Origin of the sequence: Desulfoscipio sp. XC116 (assembly GCF_039851975.1) — a bacterium.
In the GTDB taxonomy this organism is placed as follows: domain Bacteria; phylum Bacillota; class Desulfotomaculia; order Desulfotomaculales; family Desulfallaceae; genus Sporotomaculum.
Map to the genome: position 1 here is coordinate 3,181,238 of NZ_CP156660.1, position 21,931 is coordinate 3,203,168.

At 51.4% G+C, this 21,931-nt stretch carries 12 protein-coding genes; 1 reads left to right on the plus strand and 11 read right to left on the minus strand.

Annotation, left to right across the window (positions count from 1 at the left end):
* Window positions 1-185 precede the first annotated feature (185 nt).
* The 10 genes from ABDB91_RS15215 to ABDB91_RS15260 form a co-directional block, all read right to left on the minus strand.
* Window positions 186-962 carry an ABC transporter ATP-binding protein gene (locus ABDB91_RS15215; RefSeq protein ID WP_347488546.1) on the minus strand — a complete coding sequence of 259 codons (777 nt, stop codon included), beginning with the start codon at window positions 960-962 and terminating at the stop codon, window positions 186-188.
* Window positions 962-2,017 (minus strand): iron ABC transporter permease, encoded by a 1,056-nt coding sequence (locus tag ABDB91_RS15220; protein WP_347488547.1) that lies wholly within the window; start codon window positions 2,015-2,017, stop codon window positions 962-964. The genes ABDB91_RS15215 and ABDB91_RS15220 overlap by 1 nt, the downstream gene beginning before the upstream one ends.
* Complete coding sequence (locus tag ABDB91_RS15225) at window positions 2,010-4,562, minus strand: transglutaminase-like domain-containing protein (protein WP_347488548.1); 2,553 nt, start codon at window positions 4,560-4,562, stop codon at window positions 2,010-2,012. The genes ABDB91_RS15220 and ABDB91_RS15225 overlap by 8 nt, the downstream gene beginning before the upstream one ends.
* Window positions 4,562-5,629, minus strand: coding sequence for a DUF58 domain-containing protein (locus ABDB91_RS15230; RefSeq protein WP_347488549.1), 1,068 nt, complete (start codon window positions 5,627-5,629; stop codon window positions 4,562-4,564). The genes ABDB91_RS15225 and ABDB91_RS15230 overlap by 1 nt, the downstream gene beginning before the upstream one ends.
* Entirely contained in the window at window positions 5,626-6,585 is a 960-nt protein-coding gene (locus tag ABDB91_RS15235; RefSeq protein ID WP_347488550.1) for a MoxR family ATPase, read from the minus strand. Before ABDB91_RS15235 ends, ABDB91_RS15230 begins: the two co-directional genes overlap by 4 nt.
* Complete coding sequence (locus ABDB91_RS15240) at window positions 6,585-8,258, minus strand: hypothetical protein (RefSeq protein WP_347488551.1); 1,674 nt, start codon at window positions 8,256-8,258, stop codon at window positions 6,585-6,587. The genes ABDB91_RS15235 and ABDB91_RS15240 overlap by 1 nt, the downstream gene beginning before the upstream one ends.
* Window positions 8,252-10,945: a hypothetical protein gene (locus tag ABDB91_RS15245; RefSeq protein WP_347488552.1), complete on the minus strand. Its 2,694-nt coding sequence runs from the start codon at window positions 10,943-10,945 to the stop codon at window positions 8,252-8,254. The genes ABDB91_RS15240 and ABDB91_RS15245 overlap by 7 nt, the downstream gene beginning before the upstream one ends.
* A 27-nt stretch (window positions 10,946-10,972) precedes the next feature.
* Entirely contained in the window at window positions 10,973-12,649 is a 1,677-nt protein-coding gene (locus tag ABDB91_RS15250; protein WP_347488553.1) for an S-layer homology domain-containing protein, read from the minus strand.
* An 88-nt stretch (window positions 12,650-12,737) separates the two neighbouring features.
* A complete protein-coding gene (locus tag ABDB91_RS15255) occupies window positions 12,738-13,847 on the minus strand; it encodes an ABC transporter substrate-binding protein (protein WP_347488554.1) in 1,110 nt (369 codons plus the stop codon).
* A 492-nt stretch (window positions 13,848-14,339) separates the two neighbouring features.
* Complete coding sequence (locus ABDB91_RS15260; protein WP_347488555.1) at window positions 14,340-14,468, minus strand: hypothetical protein; 129 nt, start codon at window positions 14,466-14,468, stop codon at window positions 14,340-14,342.
* A 424-nt stretch (window positions 14,469-14,892) separates the two neighbouring features.
* On the opposite strand from ABDB91_RS15260, the gene ABDB91_RS15265 reads away from it, so the two are divergent.
* Window positions 14,893-15,855 carry an Rpn family recombination-promoting nuclease/putative transposase gene (locus tag ABDB91_RS15265; protein ID WP_347488556.1) on the plus strand — a complete coding sequence of 321 codons (963 nt, stop codon included), beginning with the start codon at window positions 14,893-14,895 and terminating at the stop codon, window positions 15,853-15,855.
* 152 nt (window positions 15,856-16,007) lie between these two features.
* Here ABDB91_RS15265 and ABDB91_RS15270 read toward each other — a convergent pair whose 3' ends face one another.
* The gene (locus ABDB91_RS15270) at window positions 16,008-21,323 is read right to left on the minus strand and encodes an InlB B-repeat-containing protein (RefSeq protein ID WP_347488557.1); all 5,316 of its coding nucleotides are present in this window, start codon (window positions 21,321-21,323) and stop codon (window positions 16,008-16,010) included.
* Window positions 21,324-21,931 lie beyond the last annotated feature (608 nt).

Below are 21,931 nucleotides of genomic sequence, written 5' to 3' on the forward strand. Positions count from 1 at the left end.
TTAACCGGCACTCAAATGGCACCATACACGGTCCAACCTCCTTATTGCTGGCTAAAGAAGCATATTCCACCCAAAGATAGCCAATTATTTATCTTTTTATCATGGGCATCCGGGGAGTCCGGATTTTCTCCATGCCGTTCAGCCATGTATGGGCTGTAAAGGATGCAGAAATTCCCCAAGAGTCCTCAAAATACGGTCGGGGCGCAAAATGTAAATTTCTGCCCCGACACGTTGACTTTAGTGATATCTACAGACAATCCATACAGTTCACTAAGCAGGTCGGAGGTGAGAACATCCTCCACCCTGCCGATTAAAACTTCATCACAGCTTTTGATAACGGCCACCTTGGTTGCGCACATATAAACATGGTCGGGAAAATGAGTGGTCATAACTATGGCCAGCCCGGACCGGGCAAGCTTGCGCACTTGCCGCAGGGTACGGATTTGATTGCCGAAATCCAGATTGGCAGTGGGTTCATCCATAATCAGCAGCTCGGTCTTTTGGGCCAGCGCGCGGGCAATAAGCAGCATCTGACGTTCACCTCCGCTGATTTCGGTATAAATTTTGTCCGCCAGATGGCTCATGCCCACCGCCTCAAGCGCCTCTTCCGCAATACGGTAGTCCTCGGCTCCCGGTACGGAAAATAATGAAATATACGCCGTTCTGCCCATAACCACCACATCCCGCACAGTAAAAGGAAAGGGCGGCATGTGCACTTGCGGCACATAGCCTATTTTCCGGGCCACCGCCTGCCTGCTCATGCTCCGCATGTCCTTGCCTTCTAATAAAACCTGTCCGCCCAGCAGATCAATATGTCCCAATATGGATTTAAACAAGGTGGTTTTCCCCACCCCGTTGGGTCCTAAAATGCAAATAATCTCACCCGGTTCAGCCGTTAAGGAAACACCCCGCACCACTATCCGCTTGCCATAACCGCAAATAGCGTTTTTTAACTCCAGCATCAGTTCCACCCCTTTCTGCCGCGCAAAAGCAGACCGATAAATACCGGCGCTCCAATAATGGCAGTCAAAATACCCAGGGGAATTTCCACCTGCAGCAGATTGCGCGCGATATTATCCACCAAAAGCAGATACGAAGCGCCGACCAAAAAAGACGCCGGCAGCAGATATCTATAATTGGGACCGACCATCATGCGGCTAAGGTGAGGAATAACCAGGCCCACCCAGCCGATTTGCCCGCTGATACTGACCACCGATGCGGTAAGCAAAGTGGAACAAACAATAACCACAATCCGGTATTTTTGCGTATCCATCCCCAGAGCCGAAGCCTCTTCATCTCCAAAGACCAGCACATTCAGCCGCCAGCGTAAAAGCAGTAAGGCAGCGGCGGAGATTATTACGGGAGGCAGCACAAAGAGCAAGTCATAAAAGGTGGTGGCGGAAAGACTGCCCATAAGCCAAAATGTAATCTCCGGCAGCTTACTGTAGGGATCCGCCAGGTATTTGGTTACGGCAATAAAAGCGGAAAACAGCGCCGAAACAACCATGCCCGCCAGCACCAGCACCAGGGTAATATTTTCTCTGCGCCCCACCGTTTTACTAATCAGATAGCTCATACCGACCGCTATCAAACCACAGGCAAAGGAGAGCAGCTGGATGCCCAAAGCGGGCAGTAAAAACAAAATGCCGACTGCCGCCCCGAAGCCCGCTCCGGCCGTAGCTCCTAAAATATCGGGCGACACCATGGGATTGCGAAATACCCCTTGATACGCCGCACCCGACATGGCCAGCGCTCCGCCCACAAGCAGCGCCGCCATAACCCTCGGCAGGCGGATTTGACCGATCACCGCCGCCGCCGGTGCGGAAAGCCCGCTTTCACTCTCGAAAAACCAGGCTTTTAAATAAAAAACACAATCCCCGACAGATACGGGATAGCGCCCGATAAAAAACGAGCCTGCCGCCAGCGCCAGGAAGACTACCGCTAAAACCAGCAAAATATACCTGTTTCTTCTTATTTCCGCACTTTGCATATAAGATTGACTGTTCAATTTATTCAACGCTATTTACCTTTCCCGTAATTTCCGTATGCACGGGCAGCCTGTCAATATAGCGCCATTTGAACTTCCTAAATCCAGGCAAGCCCTCGTAAAGCTGTTGGGCGACTTTCATTAAAAGCCGGGTTAAGGATTCATGCTCAGCGGTACTGATCTCATTTGGCGCATAAGCCGCCTTTTGGATAACCGGCATGACCTCTAAAAGTGTTCCCGAGGCAAACACCGCCTCTTTTTCCACTTGGCCCGCCCAGGCAAGAGCTGATATGCCCCTGTTTTCCAGATACTGCGGCGCGGCCACCTTTAGTGCGTCCATAATATATGCGTACCAGGACAGGCCGGACTGGCTGCGATTTTCATTTTGCAGCTCCTTGATCCGTCGTTTGACAGCCTGGTTTCTAAGTATAAACGGTAAAATACCCAGGAACAGCAACAGCGCGGCCGCCGCGATCATAATCCCCCCCCAGGGAGGCTTACCCGAACCCCCATTGGCCGTTTCGTTCCCCGTACCGCCGGCAGCCCCGCCTTCCGCCGGCCCCTCGTCTATCCGGGGCATTTCCAGCGGAACATCGTTGCTTACACTTTCCTGCTCGCTTTCATACTCGATGGACTCGCCCTCCGTCGGAGCGGTACCGCCTGTATTTACCGAAACAAGACCGGGCGTCACCTCTACCGGCAGCCAGCCGAATCCGTCAAGATAAATTTCACACCAGGCATGCGCATTGGTATCCTTTATATTCATCAGGTACCGTCCTTCCTCTGTCCGGGCGGCCCGCGTATAGTCTTCGATAGTTATTACATACCCTTCCACGTAACGGGCGGGAACGCCGCACAGGCGAAAAATGACGGTGGCGGCGGAGGCAAAATGAGTACAGTAGCCCTTGCGGTTCTCATACAGGAAATAATCCACGTAATCGCTCCGGTCGGGTGTATTCCCCGGTGTAAGCGTATAAGCGGCCCGGCCCGACAGATTGCCCATCACTGTTTTGATCAGCGATTCAACATTTGCGGCCTTACTGCCAAGAGCGGTGAACTCATCAACCAAACGCCGGGAAAGATTGTCGGGCAAACGAGTGTACGCATCCCGAACAAAATCGGCATACTGCTCCTCTCTGCCGAAGTAAGCATCCAACTGTTCCGGGCTTACAGCTCCCCCGGCCAGACCGAGATTCCCCCCAAGCTGTTTTTTGATTTCCGGCCTGTTAAGCAGAAATAGATTGTTGTCGTAGTTCACCACATCGTAATACGCGGCGGAATAGCTTTCCTCCTTATCCGCCCCGGCCGCTTCAATACCCTGCTCACCGATACCCAGCTTGTCCGCCGCTTCAGCGTCTAAGAAATACGGGACATATTGATACTGCGCCGGCGCCGCATCGCTTTTGGTCACCTTCAACAGTCTTTGTTCGGCATGAAAAAGCTTGGCAAGCATGGCCTTGTCATAGCTCAGCACCTCTGACGGCAGAGCCCGTACCTGCAACGTCGAGGCCAGCTTTTCTCCCCTGTCGGCAAGCTTGCCGGGCAGCGGCTTCCAGCCGTCCGCAGTATAATCACCCCCGACATAGCCTTTTAGATAGATACTGCCCCGCAGTGCATCGGCTTCCACAACAAGCGCGGTCTCCCCTTTAAATGAAAACCGGCCCGTTTCGGCAAATCGTCCCCCTGTAATACCGCCCCGCGGCGGTGTCTTTTCTTCATAAGTAAACGACAATGTTCTTTTAATTGTTTCTCCCGCCTGGCTGCGCAGAGCAGAGTTATTCGCAAACGCGGTATAATCCGTTTCGCTTACCAAAAGCCAGGCTGCCGCAATAAGCACCCCCGCCAGCGCCGCTGTGAGCAAACTTAAATTTCCGGCCTGTCTGCTCAACGACGGGGTACTGCGCACATCAAGACAGCGCTTGCGCGGCCGGGCGACGGACTGGTTTAGAACAAACAGTGCAGAAGCACCCAGTATCAGCAGCCCAAAAGCCCCGACGGAAGGAAGACAGCCCAGAAAAAGCGTTGTCTCCAGAACGGGCACAATCATGAGCAGCAATAAAAATATGTTAAACCGGTGGGCAACCGCATAACTTAACAACATTATCAAAGGGAACAGCAAAGCGGTGAAAAACAGCGTCATCGGTATGGTTTCATATACCGTCACCGATTTTAAAAACCAGGGCACGGAACCACCGGATTCGGCAACGACCTCACCCACCCAGCCCAGTGTTTGCCGCAGCCCTTCAAGCAGAACCGCCCGGCCCAAAATACAAATTAAACAAAATAACCCGGCCATACTTAAAACCGCCGGCACCCGCCCGGGGATAAGCAAAAATACCGCTGTGCCGATCAAGGCATAGACGACCACGAAACCGGCCGTCAATCCCATATGGCACGGCAATTGGAAAGCGGAGGACAAAGTCAGCATTATGCCGAACGCATTGAGCAGCAGCACAAGCAACAACTGCGGCGCAGCCCGCTTGCCCGTACCGGTATTTTCGTTTTCCGCAAAAGTAAGCGTTATCCCGGCGCTTCGCCCGGCAGCTTCGGCATTGCCCCGCGGTTCTATGTTCATCAAACCGCCCTCCTTTCACCGTTTAGCACCTCCGGCAGAGCACCCGGTGCAAAGTAAATAATATGGGGAGAGGATGTCTCCCCCAAACCGGCCCGCAGCCGCCTGCCTCCGGATTCCCCTTCGTAAAGCGGCACGGAAAACAAATGCTGCATAGCGCTATAAATATCATCCTCGCCGTCAATGTTTATACTGTCCATGTTTTGACGCCGCTCGTCAAACCAGGCAATGCTATGCCGTACACAATTGCCTTGCAAGTAGTACGATAAAGACAAAACCGTTTCCAGCATCTGATCCGTCAGGGACAGCACATCTTCGGCAAAGCTTTGCACATTAAAGTCTACAAAAATAATTAAACGATCATAAATAGGCAGGCTGAACTCCCGTACCATCAAGTATCCCTGTTTAAAGCTCAGCTTCCAGTGAATCTGCCGCTGCCTGTCGCCGGGCCGGTATTCCCTGACGGCAAATACCTCGGAGGGGTCATCACCGCTCTTGTGGAGAGAATAAACGTCCTCCGTACCGGCAGCGGCAGTTAAGCTTAGATCCGGCCATGTTTTTTCCTCGTAAAAAACGGGAAACACCAAAATACTTGTTTCCGGGCGGTGTTGGGGATTCAGCTCCGCCTTTGTCTGCCAGAGGGAAAGCGGATCAAAAATAGTCACTGCGCTCAGCCCGATATCTAATTGCCCGCAATGTTCCGATGTCAGGTACAGCTCCACAAGCTGGGTTTTACCCGCCCCGGCGGAAGCTACAACAACAACGTCGTCCCCGGAGGGAAGATACCGGTTTATGCAGCGGATGGCAATTTGTCCGTTTATTATCGGAAGGATACCGCTGTTTCCAAGCTCCAAGAACAGCGGCACCTTTTCGCCTTGCCGGTACCAATGCCGCTCCCCGAACAGCCGCACCTTGAGGCAATGCCGGCAATAGAATAAATATAGGAAAAGAAAAACAGGTAAAAGAAGTTCCGCCGCCAGCAGCAAAAAAGCTTGATAGGCATTGTTGACAACCGCCACCAGCAAGGTTAAAAGCAGCAGAATTCCATACCCGAGTTTAACGCCCTTCACTTGGCTGCCACCCGGCTGCTTGCCAGTTCCACCGCTCCCGCCTGCCGCAATATTTCTTGCAAAACATCGGACACCGTTCTTTCATCGATTTTGGCCCGGGGTTCCAACAGCAGCCTGTGATTGGCCACCGGTTCAAATACGAATTGCACATCCTCGGGAATAACATAGTCTCGCCCCTGTGCAAACGCGCAAGCACGCGCAACGGAGGCCAGCGCCAGAGTCGCTCTCGGACTGAGGCCCAGACGAACCAAAGGATGCCGGCGGGTAAGGTTTACCAGCTTCACGATATAGGCCATTATTTTATAATCCAGAAACACCTTTTCGGCAGCCGCCTGCAGCTCCTTGAGCATTTGTCCGTCAATAACGCTCTTGAGATCGGCAATGCCCCCGCTCTCCCGTTGCTTGCACAGCATGTTCACTTCATCCTTGTCGGCCGGATAACCCATTGTCAGCCTGATCATAAAACGGTCCAGCTGAGATTCGGGCAGCGGCTGTGTACCGGCGGCCCCCAGGGGGTTCTGGGTGGCAATAACAATAAAAGGCTTGGGCACTTCATGCGTAACACCATCCACCGTAATTTTCCCCTCTTCCATCACCTCTAAGAGAGCTGATTGTGTTTTAGGGGAAGTCCGATTGATTTCGTCTGCCAGAAAGAGATTGCACATAGCTACCCCGGGCTTGTATTCAAACTCTCCGCCGGCCTTATTGTAAACCGAAAATCCGGTGACATCGGTAGGCAGCACATCCGGCGTAAACTGCATTCTTTTGCCTTCCAGAGACATGGCTTTGGAAAAGGCCAGGGCCAGCGTGGTTTTGCCCACACCGGGAATATCTTCAATTAAAATATGTCCCCCGGCTAAAATTGCCGTCAGCACCAGATCTACAATGCTGTCTTTACCGATGATCACTTTTTTAACCTCATTGGCAACAGCCTTTAATAGCTCGGTATTTTTCATTACTGGTTCTCCTCATTTCTTTTTTTCTGCCGCCGGGCGTGCAGTCCCAATCCCACACCAATACCCAGCAAAATCACAATCACCGCGCAAGCCGCAGCCTGCCGGGCGTCCAATCCCGGGGCGATCCCATCGCCCGCGGTAAGGGTATAAGTATAGCGGCCCAGATTTTGCTCCGACCCATCCTGTAAGACCGTACCTGTCACAGTAACGGTATATGCACCAGGTTTTTCAAACAAAGCGCCGCTTAAGCAAAACTCATCCGCTTCCAGAGCGGAAAAATCACCCTCGTAAACGGCCCGGCCGCGGGAATCAATTACGGTTACCGTACCGCCGTTTCCGAACTGCGATATAAACCGGGGCTCAGGCTGCAGTTTAAAATTCTCCCCCGGGTCAATTTGTGCCGCGGTATCAAAAACCTGTCCTGTAAGAACCATCTTTTCCAGGCTTGGGCACTTCTCCAAATCCCCGGCCATCCGGGTGATGCCATTTCCGCTCAAATCCAAATAACGCAGCCCACCGCTTGCCAGGACGGGAATAATCTCCAGCTGATTATCGCTGAGATCAAGAGTCTGAAGATGGACAAGCCGGTTTAAATCGGGCAGCGAAGTCAGCTCGTTTTCCGATAAATTCACGTTTTCCAGAGCGTCCAGCCTGGCCAGGGCGTTAACCGACTTTAACCGATTGCCGCCGGCGTCCAGATAGGTAAGGGCCGGCATGGCAAGACTGTCCAGCGACTCCAGTTCGTTTTCCGACAAAGTCAGGGATTCCAGCCTGGAAAAGTGCACGCGTTCCAACTCTTCCGTACTTTCCAAACCCACCGACGCCAAATACAGGCTCTTAATACTGTCAATTTCCCCCTGTGTTATACTGTCCCCCGTTTTTTTCCCCAGCTGCGCAGCAATTGCCTCCGCCAAGGCCGCGGTGGGAAACACCTTGCGAATACTGCCCAGCACTTTATCCGCGTCATAGTGGATTACTTCGTCGACACCAAAGTCGCTGAAATCCACGGGCTCCGTATGCAGCAGGTAATTCCCGCCGTAACGTATATCAAAGGTTACCAGCCCCCCGGAAACCGTCAGCTCCTCTGCAATTTGCACCACACTTGCGTCAACCTGCCGGATTTCATCTTTAGCCGCCCCGGGCGCCGCACCGTGTATCACCGTAGAGTCATAGCCCCCGTAATAAGTAAGATCAAGCTTTGTTCCGTCCGCAAACTTGCCGCTTACATTCAAGGTCACTTCCGTTGAGCCCGGAAAATCGCGTTTGGTGACGAAAGAAAAAAACATGGCCCCGGGATATCCGGGGAGACCTTCCACGGCCTCCCGGTCATAAATACGAATGCCCAGAAAATACGGTCCGGAAACGTTGGGTGAAATGTCCTGCGCGCGAAAGGTGTAGCGGTAACGCAAATCCCCGCCGATGGTATCATCTGCACGGCATTCATATACCTCTGTAATTTTCTGCTCGCGATTCTCCAGCAGATGTTTCCAGGCAACCCTGGAATGCTCATCAATCAGATACCTGTAGGGCTGCTGCTCGGTTCCCCGACCATCCAGGGGAACCGAATCATTTCCGATTAGCGGGGTTGTTTGAGCGCCCTGTGCGGCTGCCGCCGGTAAAATGACCAGATATATAACCAAGAGCATACGGGTTAACGCTTTCCCTTTCACCATGTTGCCACCCCGCTTTTTACTCTTCTGCGTCTGATATCGGTAACAATTACCGGAACTGCCAGCCCAGTCAAGGTCGCCAGCAAGATGAACTTCATAGTCTTATTTTCATCCTCTTTGCGCAAGGACTGCTCCGCCAGCGCAGTGGTCGCCTCGGCCGTATATTCCTGTTTCAAAGCAATCGCCGCCGTTAGTTCATCCGCGTCAGCCGCCTGCAATACCACAAAGGAACCCAACTGCGGGGTGCGAAAGGTAAAATACATCTTTCCGTCCCCGGCCAGTTCACCGTGGGATGAAAAAACCTGATTCGTTAACCGCCCCTTATCGTCCGTGCATTTGACAAAAAGCAGTTCCTGCTCATAAACGGAATAGTCCGGCCCCAGACAAATAGTTACATCCAAATAATCGTCCTCATCCATGTGATAGGTAAAGCCGCTTGGTTTTTTCAGGGTGATATTGTACCCAACCAAAGCCTTCCGGTCTTCCGGCAAGTTAAACGCCCCGTTCGTCAGCTTTTCCGTTTCCTCGGTTATCTCCAGTGCAACCTCCGGATTGCGAAGATGACCGCTCACCTGAACATTTCCGTCCGCGCTCCGCCCCGTAAAATTAACCTCTTTAAGATTATCCGCATCACCCATACGCACCAGCGTACCTGTCTCGGTATGTGTCGAATCCGCCACAGATTCTTCCACAAGTTCCTCCACGCTCACCAGCTGCTCCTTCTTATTTCCCGCAGCTGTACCGTCGCCCGGACCCTGGCCTTCATTACCGGCATACCAGCTGTCCTCTTTCTCCGCTGTCACACCGGTTTTGGAGAAGGTAAAAAATCCTCCCGTATAAAGGGGAAAGGATATATAGCCGGAGGCATCAACCACCGTCTGCAGATCATATTTGGAGTATGACGATTCCTCCAGCAGCAGCTCGGCATGATTCGGAGCTTCACCGTGATATAAATCCCCGTTGCAGGAGCCTAAAATATAGTTGACGCTCACCAGATCACCCGGCTGAAAATAACGGCTTACGTCAATTTTATAGTTGATCACGCCCGCAAAATCGCGGGTTCTGCTCATGAAAAAAAGAACATACTCCTCGCTCCGCAAGCAGTGCAGGAGTGTCTCCAAAGCCGCCTCTTTTCTGGGCGCATACTTTCCCGTATAGAGGGAATGCGCTTCCAGAGCAGCTGTAATTGTCGCCTCGTTGGGATTTAATTTGTAATCCAGGTAATAGGGCCCCTTCATACTTTCCGGAGTCATGCGCCACTGGGAGCCGTCAATATATAAGGAGGCAATCAGTTTTCCGGTAACCGGACTGCGATACTCCACCATAGCTTTCATCACTTTGCTGCTGTCATAAGAGCTTTCCGCCGGATTAAAGGTGGCGGCATAGCCGGCAATGGTATTCATTGATTTCCAGGAAGCATGAAAGGTGGTATCCAGCTTGCCCAGCAGAGTCAAAGGCTCGTCGGCGGTGCCGTAACCCTGGCCTCTATATTTAAATCTGGTGTAAATATTATCCCGGGTTTCCTCCGAAACGGCTTTTGCATCGGGAACCGAGGCGCTGGCCACGGTTTCTCCGGTATCCGAAACAGTATAAACACCGCCCCGCTCAACCCGGAATGTGATATAACCGCGGTCGACCACCGCCGCGGTGGCGACATCTTCCCCCTTTATGGCTACAATGGAAGCATTGGAGAAATAATCGCCCACATAAATACTGGCGCTTAATTTACCCGGGAAATTCCCGCGGTGGGCAAAAGCAGCGTCCACCGCGCCGGCGCTGTTCAAGCTTGTGCTAATTGCCAGGTCAAACTCCGCCGCCGCCGGAACCACCGACATGCGTGCCCCCTCCGCCAGATAGGACCAGAGCAGAGTGCCGTTTTCATCCTTCCAGGCAAAAGAGCGGGACTGGCCGCTGTTCTTCAATTCCTCGAACACTTCTCCCTTTACCACGCTCGATTTGGTTTCGCTTAAATCAACGTTAAACGGCAGCTCGGCGGTTCCGGCCCGGGTATATTCCCGGGCCACGGCTTCTCCCGTATCATTGGGGTCATCCCAGGTTTGCCCGCTTGAATCGGGAGCAGTGGCGGAAATGATATCTTCCAAAGGCTCTTGATAGCCCGCCACCGTCATAATATGATCACCTCCGTTTTCCAGAGCAAATCTCAGGCAGCCGTTTTCAATCCGGGTGCGCAGAGTGGTTTTCCCTCGCACAGTCACTACCTTGCCGTCGGCAAACTCCGGATAGCCGCTTACATCCAGCACCAAAGTCGCCGGCATATAAAGAGAGTCTTTTTCCCCCACCTCTAAATGTAAGATCCCCTCCTCCTTCTGCCAGGCAATAACATCCAGCATAAGCGGGGCCTTAACCACTTTTACGATTGCCGTGGAAAAACGCAGGGTATAATCTATTTTGTCATCAACCCGGTGTTCCACCAGCCAGATAGCTTCAGGAGCCTGGGCAGCCATTGCGTCCAGCCCAACGTGGGTAATACGGTTGTTGATACCTGTCAGACCAATTACATAGGGATCCGCGGCTGTTCCGGTTCCGGTTACGCTATATTCATCCGTCCCGTGAAACGGATCCGCTATGGTAACAGCCCCAACGGGGAGCGGCAATAGCCAAAGCCAAAGCGACAGGCAGCATATTCCTGTCCACAAAATAATTCTGGTAAGACGATTCAGCCTTTTCATTGCCCGCACCCCCAATATTTTCTATGCTCATTGTCGGTCCCGGGATATCGCATCCAGCGATACCGCCGCCTCAGCACGCGTAAATGGCTGCTGCGGTTTAAAACTGCCGTCGGGATATTCCGTCAGATAACCCGCCGCCGCCGCCGCGCCCGGATAACCGGCCGCATCGGCGGATATATCACCGGCATCGCTAAAACCATCCGTACCCGCCTCAAGACTCAGAACCTGGCAAAGCATGGTCGCCGCCATTTCACGGGTTAATTTTTCATCCACACCGAAATAGGTGTCCGAAACACCCTTAACGAGACCTAGACTGCAAGCTGTGACCACATAATCACTCAGCGGACTGCTTTTGGGCACATCCGTAAATTCTATTTTGCCCGACGAAACAAGGGTCAGGTCACTGGCAAGAAGCAACCCTTTCAAATACTCGCCGCGGGTAATAGGCTTGTTCGGCAGGAAATTACCCCCGTCGACCGTCAAATAGTTTTTATCCACTATTTGACGAATAACTTCGTAATCCGGATGCGAAGAATCCACGTCGATGATGGCCACTTTTTCATACACCTTCGGCTTAACCGTTACCACGCGTTTTTCCTGGGTTGACGTTTCATTTCTAAGCTCAAAATAACCCCCATTGAAAAGAGTTACATTCAGATAACCCCCGTCATCCACCGTAGCCGTCAGGCCGGTATCCTGATAATGTTTATTGAATGTGGGCTCCTGGGCTATAAGCGCGGCCGGATCGGGTTTTAAGCCGTGAAAAAGATTGCGGTCGGAGGACCCCAAAAGATAATGAATACTTACCACGTCGCCCGTTCTAAATTTGCCCGATTCGCTTACATCCACCGTGAAAACAATGGGACCGCTGAAATCACGCATCCGGTAGTTGAAAAACAAAGCGGAAGTGGTGGAATCCCGCACCGCTTTCAGCCTTTTCACCGCCGCCTCTTTTCGTTCGGCGCCATTCGGTATATTCTCACTGTACAGGTAGTGGTTGTCCAGGGCATATCCCGAAGTAAGATAGGCGTCGGTGGGATCCAATAAATAGTTCATATAATAGGGACCTTTGTTATTGCCTGTAACATGCACCCAAAGACTCCCGTCGACCAAAAACGAACCCCGCAGCCTTCCGGTAGTCATATCTCTGTCTTCACCCAGCAGCACCGCCAGGTGGCTTTCATCATACGAATTAAGGTAATCCGAATCATTGGGGGAATCCATACTGGGGTACCCCGCCAAATAGTTGTAGCCCTTCCAGGCCGCCTGCAGTTTGAAATTGTCCATCGGTACATCGGCAAAGGTCGAAAGCAGGGTATACGGATCGGTGGCGGTTCCCGTACCCTTATAGGTGCCGACGCTCATATCCTCGGTGCGCATGGACTCCATCCAACAATCACGGACGGTTTGCTGGGTATCGGTTATTGTGTAATCACCGTACTCAGACGCGTAAAATTCGATCGCCCCTTCGGCAACCACCGCCGAAGTGTCGGTCCCCGGTCCGGACACGCTAACAATAGCGGCATTGGTAAATTTATCGCCCAAAGCCACCTGCACCTTGCCGGGCACAGTACCGTTTTCCTGACTTACCGTAATAACTGTCGAAACTTCCGCGGCCCCGACAGGTACCGCGATACCCAGGATAAATACCAAAATAGCCAGCACTACAGTCTGCCGCCCAAGTATTGATTTCAGCCTGTTCATAATATTTCCGCTCCTTTTCCAAGCAGCTCGCAATAATGCGTAAGCCGCGTATTTAACAGCTCCGGATCATCTAAACGCTCTTTGCCCCCTAATTTTTTTTAACCGCCCCCGTCAGCAAAGCATCTATTTGCCCGGCGGTAAGTGCCTGATGGTAAAAAAGCCGGTAAAATTCACGTATTTCCTCCCGCATGTCCAATGCAAAGTAATCCGGATAGAGCAAATTTCCCATCCACGGAATACCGATAAGGCGGTTGGCTCCCGGCGGCATATCCAACCAGTTGTAAGGATAGCAGGGAGCGCAAAACACCCTGTCGTTTTGCACGGCCGCAACCGAATTCCACGCTTCCTCGCCCCCGGAGAGAATATCAAAGAAGCTGCCGTCACTTTTTACCCCGGCATGCCCCACGCTGTAGGATGCGATAATCACCTCGGGATTCCACAACAGCACCTGTTCCATATTCACTGTGAGCCGCCCGTCCGTTTTAGCCGGGAGAGTTACAATATTTTCCCCGCCTACAATATCAATCACCTCGGAATGCGACGAACCCCGCGGCGCCGTCTGCAAACCATCGGAACCCTGGGCGTAATAAACACTCAATCGCTCGGCTTCCGGAATCAGCGCCGCCTGTTTTACGGCTTCCGCAAGAACATCTTCGCTGTAGTTCGCCAATAGTTCCGCCCGCTCCGGCCGGGATAAAATATCACCCAAAAACCGATAGGCCTCCGGAATCTTATTTAAGACAATGTCCGCGAGCACTACCGGGATCCCCATCCGTTTTTGAAGCGCATCCGCGTCGGCAATTGTATTTTGGTCCAAGTAGGTCATCATTAAAATCAGATCGGGAGAGCGCCGCATAATCTCTTCCCGGTTGGCGGTGTCGCCGCTTCCCTGCATCAATCCCAAGACAGGCAGCCCCAAATATTGGGGAGCGATATATTCCGCTTCTTCCGGGGACAGCTTTATGCACCACCCCAGCAGCAGTTCGGGATCTATTGTGTACAACGCCACCACGCCCGGCTGCCCCGTGGAATAAACCTGCTTGACTTGGGCGGGGATTTCCACCCTGCGCCCCGCCATATCCGTCACAACTCGCATGCCGGCTTGTGGCACCCCCTCCCGATTACCGGAATCTCCCTGACAGGCAGTCGTAATAATGCTCAAAAACAACAGCAAACAGATAAAAGCATTCTTTTTCATGATTTTTTTACACTTTCCCCCTCCTGTCGACCCGGCACCACAATGCCGGACCTAAAAGCCGTTCTCCTTTCAGGCAAACGGCTTTAGGTCCGCTTGCTTTAGAAACAGCAGGGACCTCACTCTTTCAATCTAAGCAAAACACCACTTTAAAAATTTCTAAAACATCACCCCTCGCAATTATGCCTGTTAAATTTCCAATATCTTCATTCAAGCACCTGTTTGTGGAAAATTTAGGGCCAATTTTAGTTAGAATTATCTAACCTGTCAAAGTATAGCATTAAAAAATCAAATCGTCGGTTGTTCTGCCAACATTTATCAACAAATATTTATGAAACCGAAGAAAATTACTTCGCATCACTTGCCGGTGCGTTTCCTAAACCAGTTCCCCGACAACATTTATCGACAAAAAAACAGGCTGTTTGCAAGCAGATTAACTGTTTGCAACAGCCTGTTTACTTATGACTTGGGGTTAAGACCGCCTGTCGGCCCACATTAGATCATAGTTTTGTTTACCAGTCTTTGCATTATGGCCGCCACCTCGGCGCGGCTCGCTTCGCCTCGCGGGTCAAGCGCGTCGCCGTCCTTGCCTTTAAGCAAGCCGCTGCCCACCGCCCAGCCCACGCCTCCCTCAAATAGATTTGCAATTCTTGACAATTAGCAATTTGAGATATATTATTTACTTAAAGATTATCATTTCTTTTTTAAATGGGAATACTGAAACTGAAGACGGCTCGAGTGCCCCACCAACCGGGGTTTTCATCTAGGACCTCTGAAACTGCGGTAACAGTTTCAGAGGTTTTTAATTACTTACCTTCTAGTTAGCTGAACAACGAGGGTCAGCAGGAGTATTATTGCGATTACGACTTGTACTGCGTCGCTGATTGTAATCATCCCGCCTCACCTCCTTCTTTGGAATATTGTAAAAGTAAAACAGCCCTTCGGGCGCAACTTTAAACAGCCAAATACCTCGGCACCTCTTTCAAAAAACCGCGGCAATGGATATAATATGAACAAGAAACAAATAGAAGGCCGGTGGTTGGCAACTATGACCGCGGAACAACCGAAAGACCTTTTAAGCCCCTTAATTGATCTGGTATTTAAAGCGCTTTTTGCACGGGAAGAACCAAGGAGCAGGATTATTCTCATTGATCTGCTCAATTCATTGCTGGGTTTACAAGGCAACAATAAAATTACCTCAATAACCCACCTGAACCCTTTTAACTACAAAGAATATCCGGGCGATAAAAGTTCTATCTTAGATATAAAAGTGATGACCCACGCCAAAGAGAGGATTAACATTGAGGTTCAAGTCAACGACGTCGACAACTTCCGCAAAAGGAGCTTATACTACTGGGCCCGGATGTATTCGGAAACCATTGCCGAATCCGAAGCGTACACCACGTTGAAGAAATCCATCGTCATCAACATCCTGGACTTTGATATCATCCATGAAACCGGCAGATACCACACCCAATACAGGATCTTAGAGAAGGACGACGGTTTTTTATTGCTGGAAGATCTGGAAATACATTATTTTGAATTAAGGAAGTTCCTTAGCCAGACGCCTCCGGGGGAAATGAACGCGGTGGAATATTGGCTGACCTTTATGAAAAATGCCGGTAAGCCCGATGGCAAAGAATTGCTCCAAAAACTGGCGAAAGAAAAGGAGGAATTAGCTATGGCCATGGATATGTTGGCAGAGATAAGCGCCGATGAGAGACTGCGGCAAAAAGCCTATGCGCAGGAAAAGGCCAGACTGGACGCTATCTCCAGAATCAAATATGCCGAACTGAAGGGCATGGAAAAAGGTATAGGGAAAGGGAGAATTGAAGGGAGAATTGAAGGAAAGGCTGAATTGTTAATTAAGCAAATTTCCAAACGGTTCGGCAGCCTGCCGAAGGATTTACAGGTACTGGTCATGAATGCCGACGATGCGGTTCTGGATGCGATTGGTGAGGAAATTTTCGATTTGCAGTCTCCTGATGATATTTTAAAGCTTCTAAATTAAAACTGAAACCGATCACCTATAAGGGAGTGCATAGCACTCCCTTATAGGTGATCGGTTTCAGGATGCCTGCTACTAAAGCAGGTTTTTATAAAAATAAAAAAACAGGCTGTTTGCAAGCAGATTAACTGCTTGCAACAGCCTGTCAACCAACGTTAAATCATAGTTTTGTTTACCAGTCTTTGCATCATGGCCGCCACCTCGGCGCGGCTCGCTTCGCCTCGCGGGTCAAGCGCGTCGCCGTCCTTGCCTTTAAGCAAGCCGCTGCCCACCGCCCAGCTCACACCGTCCGCGGCCCAGCCGGATATTTGATCCGCGTCGCTGTACTGCGCCGTATCGCCCTGGACGAGGGTGTCCACGCCAACGAGTTTAGCGTATTGATACATCATGGCAGCAATTTCTTCCCGGGTAACGTTTTTACCCGGCTCAAAGTTGCGGCCCGTTCCCGAGACAATTCCGTTTGCGGACGCCCAGGCCACCGGTTCGGCGTACCAGGCGTCTTCCGCTACGTCGGCGTAGTCAATGTCTCCGCCGTCGGGTGTGCCCGCCAGCCGGTGCAGTACCGAAACCAGCATCCCGCGGGTCATGGCTGTGTTCGGTGCAAACTCTGTTTCGGATACACCGCTGAACAGTTCATGCGAGGTGGCAAACGCAATCGCGTCTCGGCCCCAGAAGCTGTCGTCCACATCATCGAAGCTGCGGGAGCGATCCACAAATTTGATTGTGCCTGTTCCGTTGAGTACGGTTAGGAGTTGCCCTTCGTTAACAACGGATTTTTTGATGGTTTCTTCACTGCCGTCGGCTTTTACCAGCACGGCGACCATACCGTCTCCCGCGCCTTCGACCGGAACGGCGAGCCTGATGCCGCCACTGATGTCGATAACTTCGTCATTAAGTCTGATTTCAAACTTAACGGTGTCCGCGGCGATTTTTTCAATGGTGAATGTGACTTTTTCATCTTCTTTGTCTTTGGCGTCTTTTTTGTCTTTTTTGTCCTTTGCATCTTTTTCATCTTCTTTAGCGGTGATTTTGGCCAGTATATCGTTGGATACGGTTACGTTGGCAATGTCCGTTTTGAGCACCAGCGCCGCCGTGATTTTTTCGATAATACCGGCCACCGCAACGCCGGTAAGTTCAATGTTTATTTTGCTAACCTCACCGGTAATCGTCGGGACAATCACAATTTCGTCTTCATTCTTTTCAATCAATGCCTTGATCACTGCTTCTATTGCTTCATCAGAGATGGCAAGGGTCGCCACACCGTCTTTCGCTTCCACTGCGGCGTCTATATAAACCAAACCCGTTTCCGGATCTTCAACCGCGGTGCCCACTTTTTCATTGTTTTGAGCATTTTCATCCGCTTTCAGCAGGTAGGTGCCGCCGTGGGTCAGTTCCAGGGTTACGAAGTCGTTCTCAACCACCGCGCTGCCGCCGCTGTAGTAGGTGGAAGGATAGTGCAGTGAGTCCACCCATTCGCCGGATTCTACATCAGTATGCGCAACTCTGCCGTCGCAGCTGCCCTCGACATAGGATATGGCAACGGCGGTGCCGTCGTCGAAGTAGTCGGAGACGTTGATATTTACGTAAACCTTGCCTTCGATGGCGGTGCGCCACACGAATTTCGCCTGCATGCCGCCAGACCTCTTGGATAGGGCGATATCTGTGTAATAGGGCTGCGCCGTGTTGCATTTTTCGATGTCTTCGCCATTAAAGACCCAGGAGTATAACTCTTTGCCGCCGGAGTTATTGTTTTTCGTTACGTAGACTTTCCACCACTCGGATTCACCGGATATCTCGTTCAGCGCCTTCCAGGCAATTTTGGACTGCTTGCTGTTGGCCAGATGTGCCTGGTAGGGGTCGTTCTGGCTGCCGCAACCACCGTCTTGCTTTAAATCGTTCTTTAAGATATAGCGCATCCACTCGGGATACAGGGTCAGGTTCGAGGTTACCTCGCTGTCGAAGTCGTATTCTCTGGTCAGTTCTTTGTCGGTGTACCAGGCCAGTACGAGGTAGCCGTAGCCGCTGTCAAAGAAGCCGGGATCTTTGGCCTCATTACCGCTCTTGACGCTCTGCTCCTTAATGGTAGCATTGGGGTTGCCGGTGTCGGGATCGTTGCCCGTGACAAAGGTTACGGTGTAGGTTTCACCTGGGCCGGGGCCGGGGCCGCCGCCATCCGTCCACTTGGCGTAAAGAATGACGTGTTGCGTCAGGGACTCTTCAAAATTAAACGGGGCGGTGCAATCATAATCGGTGTACCAGCCGCCGAAGACATAGCCTTCTCTCACCGGATCGGCAGGCTTGGTGACTTTGGCGCCGGGAGCTACAAGCTGGGGAGGAATTCTGTCGCTATGGGCCCCGTCGGTCATAAATTCGGCCACTTGTCTTGGATCCTGCGGGCTATCGTCATCCTGCGCCTTGACCAGTTCAAAGTAACCGCCGTTATAGAGGTCGAAGGTGATGTAACCGTCGGTGACCACGGCAGAGGTGTTATTCTTGAAGTAGATGGGTTCCAAGGCCATAAAATAGGCATCGTTAGCTGTAGCCTTTATTTCTGACGCATGGTACAGGCCACGATTGGCCGCCCCCAGCAGATAGTTGATGTGAACAGTATCCTTTTCATTAAAATAGCCGCTCACATCCAGTTTATGGGTTACCGGGCCCGGAAAGTCCCTGGCATACGTATGGTACATCAAGACTTTTTTGCTGTCCGCTCTCACGGCCTGCAGTGCGTCGGTCGCCGCCGCCAGCCGTTCGGGATAGGTCCCCTCCAGGTAAAGGGAATGCGATTTAAATCCATTGGTAATGATGGTGTCGGAGGGATTCAAAGCCACTCCGAAATCGCGGGGACTCCGGAACCAGCCGTCCGCGTTGCTGGGCAAGAGCTCGCTGCCGTCGATAAAGAAGGAGGCGTTCAGCCGTCCCGTGGACATATCCCTGTCCTCAACCATGAGGCTAAAAGGAGTGCCCAAGTATGTTTTGCCCTCGGTCTCATAGCCCGCGATCAGGTTCCAGATGCGGAAAGTGGAGCCAATGAGTGGGACGATGGATCCGGCCAAACCGTCCTTGGTATAGAAAGCCCCCACCATGGTATAGGGATCTTCCGCTATTCCTGTTCCCTTGTAGTTCTTCTCCCAGGGAGTATTGCCCGGATTCTGGTCGAAGCTGCCGATTCTTACACTTCCTATGGTCATACCGCTGTCGGCAAGCACATATGCACCGGCCGGCCCGTAAAAATCAATTTTTTGCCCGGTCACCACGGCGTAAGTGGTGTAACCGTCAATGTGGGCAATGCTTACAATAGCGGTATCGGCAAAGCCCATGCCGGACACATCCACACTCTGGACTCCGGGCTGGGTCGCAGTATAGTCGGGGTCTCCATCAATGCTCCATTTGGCATAAAGGGTGATAGAGGAGGTTACCGTATCGGCAGCGAAATCCCAGGCTTGCGTGCAAGCCTCATCCTTATACCAGCCGCCAAAGATAAAACTCTCCCGCACAGGATCATCTGGTTGGCCAATGGTGCTTCCCTTCAGCACATCACATACGGGAGCAATCTCAGAACCGCCTCTGGAATCGAAAGTGACGCGATAATTATCTTTTACGGTAACGGTAATTACCGGCGCTTCCACACCGCTTTTCAAAACGCAATTCCCGGGAAGCACCGCGGTAAAAGCATACACACCGGGCGTAGCGCCATCATAGTCCGGCGATGACGACCAGGTGACCGGAATCAGCGCCGACTGATTGCCGTTTGCCAGGGTCGCTTCCAGTTCAGCAGGCAGACCGATATTCTCCTCGGTGGTACCGTTGTCAACCTCAATGCTGTTGGTCAGATAGCCAAAGGCCTTGATGATCCAGTCAATGCCCCCGGAGAGATGATCCGGCAGATCATTGGACTGAGCAACCGAGTTCGGAAGGTTCTTTAATGTGGGCAGTTTGCCGGCTTCCAGGTTCCAAACGCCGCCGTCCCAACTCAGGGGAGAATCGGCAAAAGGCGAGGAATCGCCTGTCAGTTCCGCATATGTTATGTCTTTGCCATCCTTTAAATTACCAATCCGAGCAGCGGCAGGGACATAGAGTAGTTTTCCGCCTCTAAAAACAGGTATCCCCTCAAAGGCGCAGTTCTGTGACATCTCACAAGAACCGGAAGATGATTTGGATAAAACCCGACCAATTTCGCCGGAGCTAACTTTCGTTTCAGTAACGGAGGAATTCAGCGCCACGCTGGTTGCAACATTACCATTTGTGACAATGCCGCCAGAAAACTCCGCTGCGTGCACAATAGCCGTGCTGTAGCAATTTTTAATTGTCCCTCCGTTGGCGATTCCCGCCGCACTGACCGAAGAAGCGGTTACGCTTCCCTTGGCATAGCAGTTTAGCACAACACTTGCTGGCAATTTAAAATTTCCGGCAATACCTCCCGCATAGCTCTCGGAGGCAGTTATATCGGCATCCACGTAGCACTCATAAACCGCATCTTCACTAGATCCGCTCTGCCCTGCAATTCCGCCTACATAGCCTTTTCCGCTCACAGAACCGCCGGTAAAGCTGCACCGGGAAACCTCCCAACCATCGTTCATGCAGCCGCATATTCCCCCGGCAGAGTTCTTACTTGTTTCAACCTGAGAGTTGAGAACGGTGCAAGAGGAAACAACACCACCCGTTTTATCCGCACAACCTAATATCCCGCCTATATAGCTACCCGATGAGGTGATGATTGAAGCGGCTACCGTGCAGCTATTAATAATAAAAGTCCCTTCAGCTTTGCCCACCAAGCCTCCACTAAAGGACGACGTTGCTGTTATCGAAGAATTTATCAAATGAGCATTCTCGATAACGGCAGCCTCGATTTTTCCGGCCACCGCACCAACGTAATTCTTTCCATTAACACCCGCCCCGGACAGAGTTAAGTTTTTCACCGAGCCGCCCGCGCCAATCACGCCAAACAGGCCTACATAACCTGTGGTTTCAGCGACATGCAAACCGCTGATGGTCTTATTGGCACCGTCAAAAGAGCCCGCGAATTTTAACCCGTTCTCCTGGCCGATAGGCGCCCACGGGTGGGGGGACAAATCAATATCCCCGATCAGGATATATGCTTTTTCGGCATAGGTTTCACCGCTTACCGTATCCTCGACTCCACTGTTGACCAGTTGAGCCAGGTAAGCCAGCTGGCCCCCGTCGGCAATCTGATAGGGCTCATCATCACTGCCTACGCCGCCGGCAAATGAATCCGCCGCATAATCCCCCCATGTATAAACCGCTTCGGTAACTGAAGAATTCTCCAAATCAAGCAGTTCATCCGCAACCGGAGGTATGTCCGAGTCATAAACCGAATCCGTCACCGCTGAAGGCGCGTCCAAATCCGGCAATGGTTCCGCCCCCATGCCGGCGGGCACCGACAAACTAAACAACATAACAAGAGACAACAGGAGCGACAGTCCCTTGCGCATATTTCTTCTTGCTTTCATTTTTATAATCCTTTACCTCCCCCCTTTACTTGGAAAGGACAGGGCAATTGGGACGCTCCGCCCTTTTCCGCTTTTTTACTATGCCCTTGTTCCAATGCGCCTTTCCCCCAAAATGTCTTTTAGAAAAGCATCACCCCCGCAATTATGCCTGTCAATTTTCCAACTATCTGCATCAAAACGCCTGTCGGCACGAAAATTGAGGCTGAATTTTAGTTAGAAATGCCTAACTCAGCAAAGTATACCACTTAAAAACTAAATTGTCGGTTGTCTCACCAACACTTCACGAACAAACAAATTATTTGTTAAAAATGTGTATAAAATTATCGCAAAAGTAAATGTATTGGTTTAGAACAAAACAACACCTAAAAAGAAAAAACAGGGCGCCTATACGCTCTGCTCTTTCTTTTTAAGGATAGGGGAAACAGTTTTGCCCGGTCTTACCGATTTATTGGTAGCAAGTGGTATATTCTCCACCGTAGCATGTTGTGAATGTAACATAACCATCGGCGCCGGCATCGGTAGTCATAGCATCATCAGTAAAGACGCTAAATAACCCGCCCCATTGATAGTTATCCAGGCAATCAGGATCTCCGTAACTTTATCTTGTA

What these genes read in the sequence shown, in the direction of transcription:
- ABDB91_RS15215 (WP_347488546.1), bottom strand. Translation starts at nt 962, where the DNA reads ATGCTGGAGTTAAAAAACGCTATTTGCGGTTATGGCAAGCGGATAGTG.
- ABDB91_RS15270 (WP_347488557.1), bottom strand. Translation starts at nt 21,323, where the DNA reads ATGAAAGCAAGAAGAAATATGCGCAAGGGACTGTCGCTCCTGTTGTCT.
- ABDB91_RS15265 (WP_347488556.1), top strand. Translation starts at nt 14,893, where the DNA reads ATGACCGCGGAACAACCGAAAGACCTTTTAAGCCCCTTAATTGATCTG.
- ABDB91_RS15235 (WP_347488550.1), bottom strand. Translation starts at nt 6,585, where the DNA reads ATGAAAAATACCGAGCTATTAAAGGCTGTTGCCAATGAGGTTAAAAAA.
- ABDB91_RS15225 (WP_347488548.1), bottom strand. Translation starts at nt 4,562, where the DNA reads ATGAACATAGAACCGCGGGGCAATGCCGAAGCTGCCGGGCGAAGCGCC.
- ABDB91_RS15240 (WP_347488551.1), bottom strand. Translation starts at nt 8,258, where the DNA reads ATGGTGAAAGGGAAAGCGTTAACCCGTATGCTCTTGGTTATATATCTG.
- ABDB91_RS15245 (WP_347488552.1), bottom strand. Translation starts at nt 10,945, where the DNA reads ATGAAAAGGCTGAATCGTCTTACCAGAATTATTTTGTGGACAGGAATA.
- ABDB91_RS15250 (WP_347488553.1), bottom strand. Translation starts at nt 12,649, where the DNA reads ATGAACAGGCTGAAATCAATACTTGGGCGGCAGACTGTAGTGCTGGCT.
- ABDB91_RS15255 (WP_347488554.1), bottom strand. Translation starts at nt 13,847, where the DNA reads ATGAAAAAGAATGCTTTTATCTGTTTGCTGTTGTTTTTGAGCATTATT.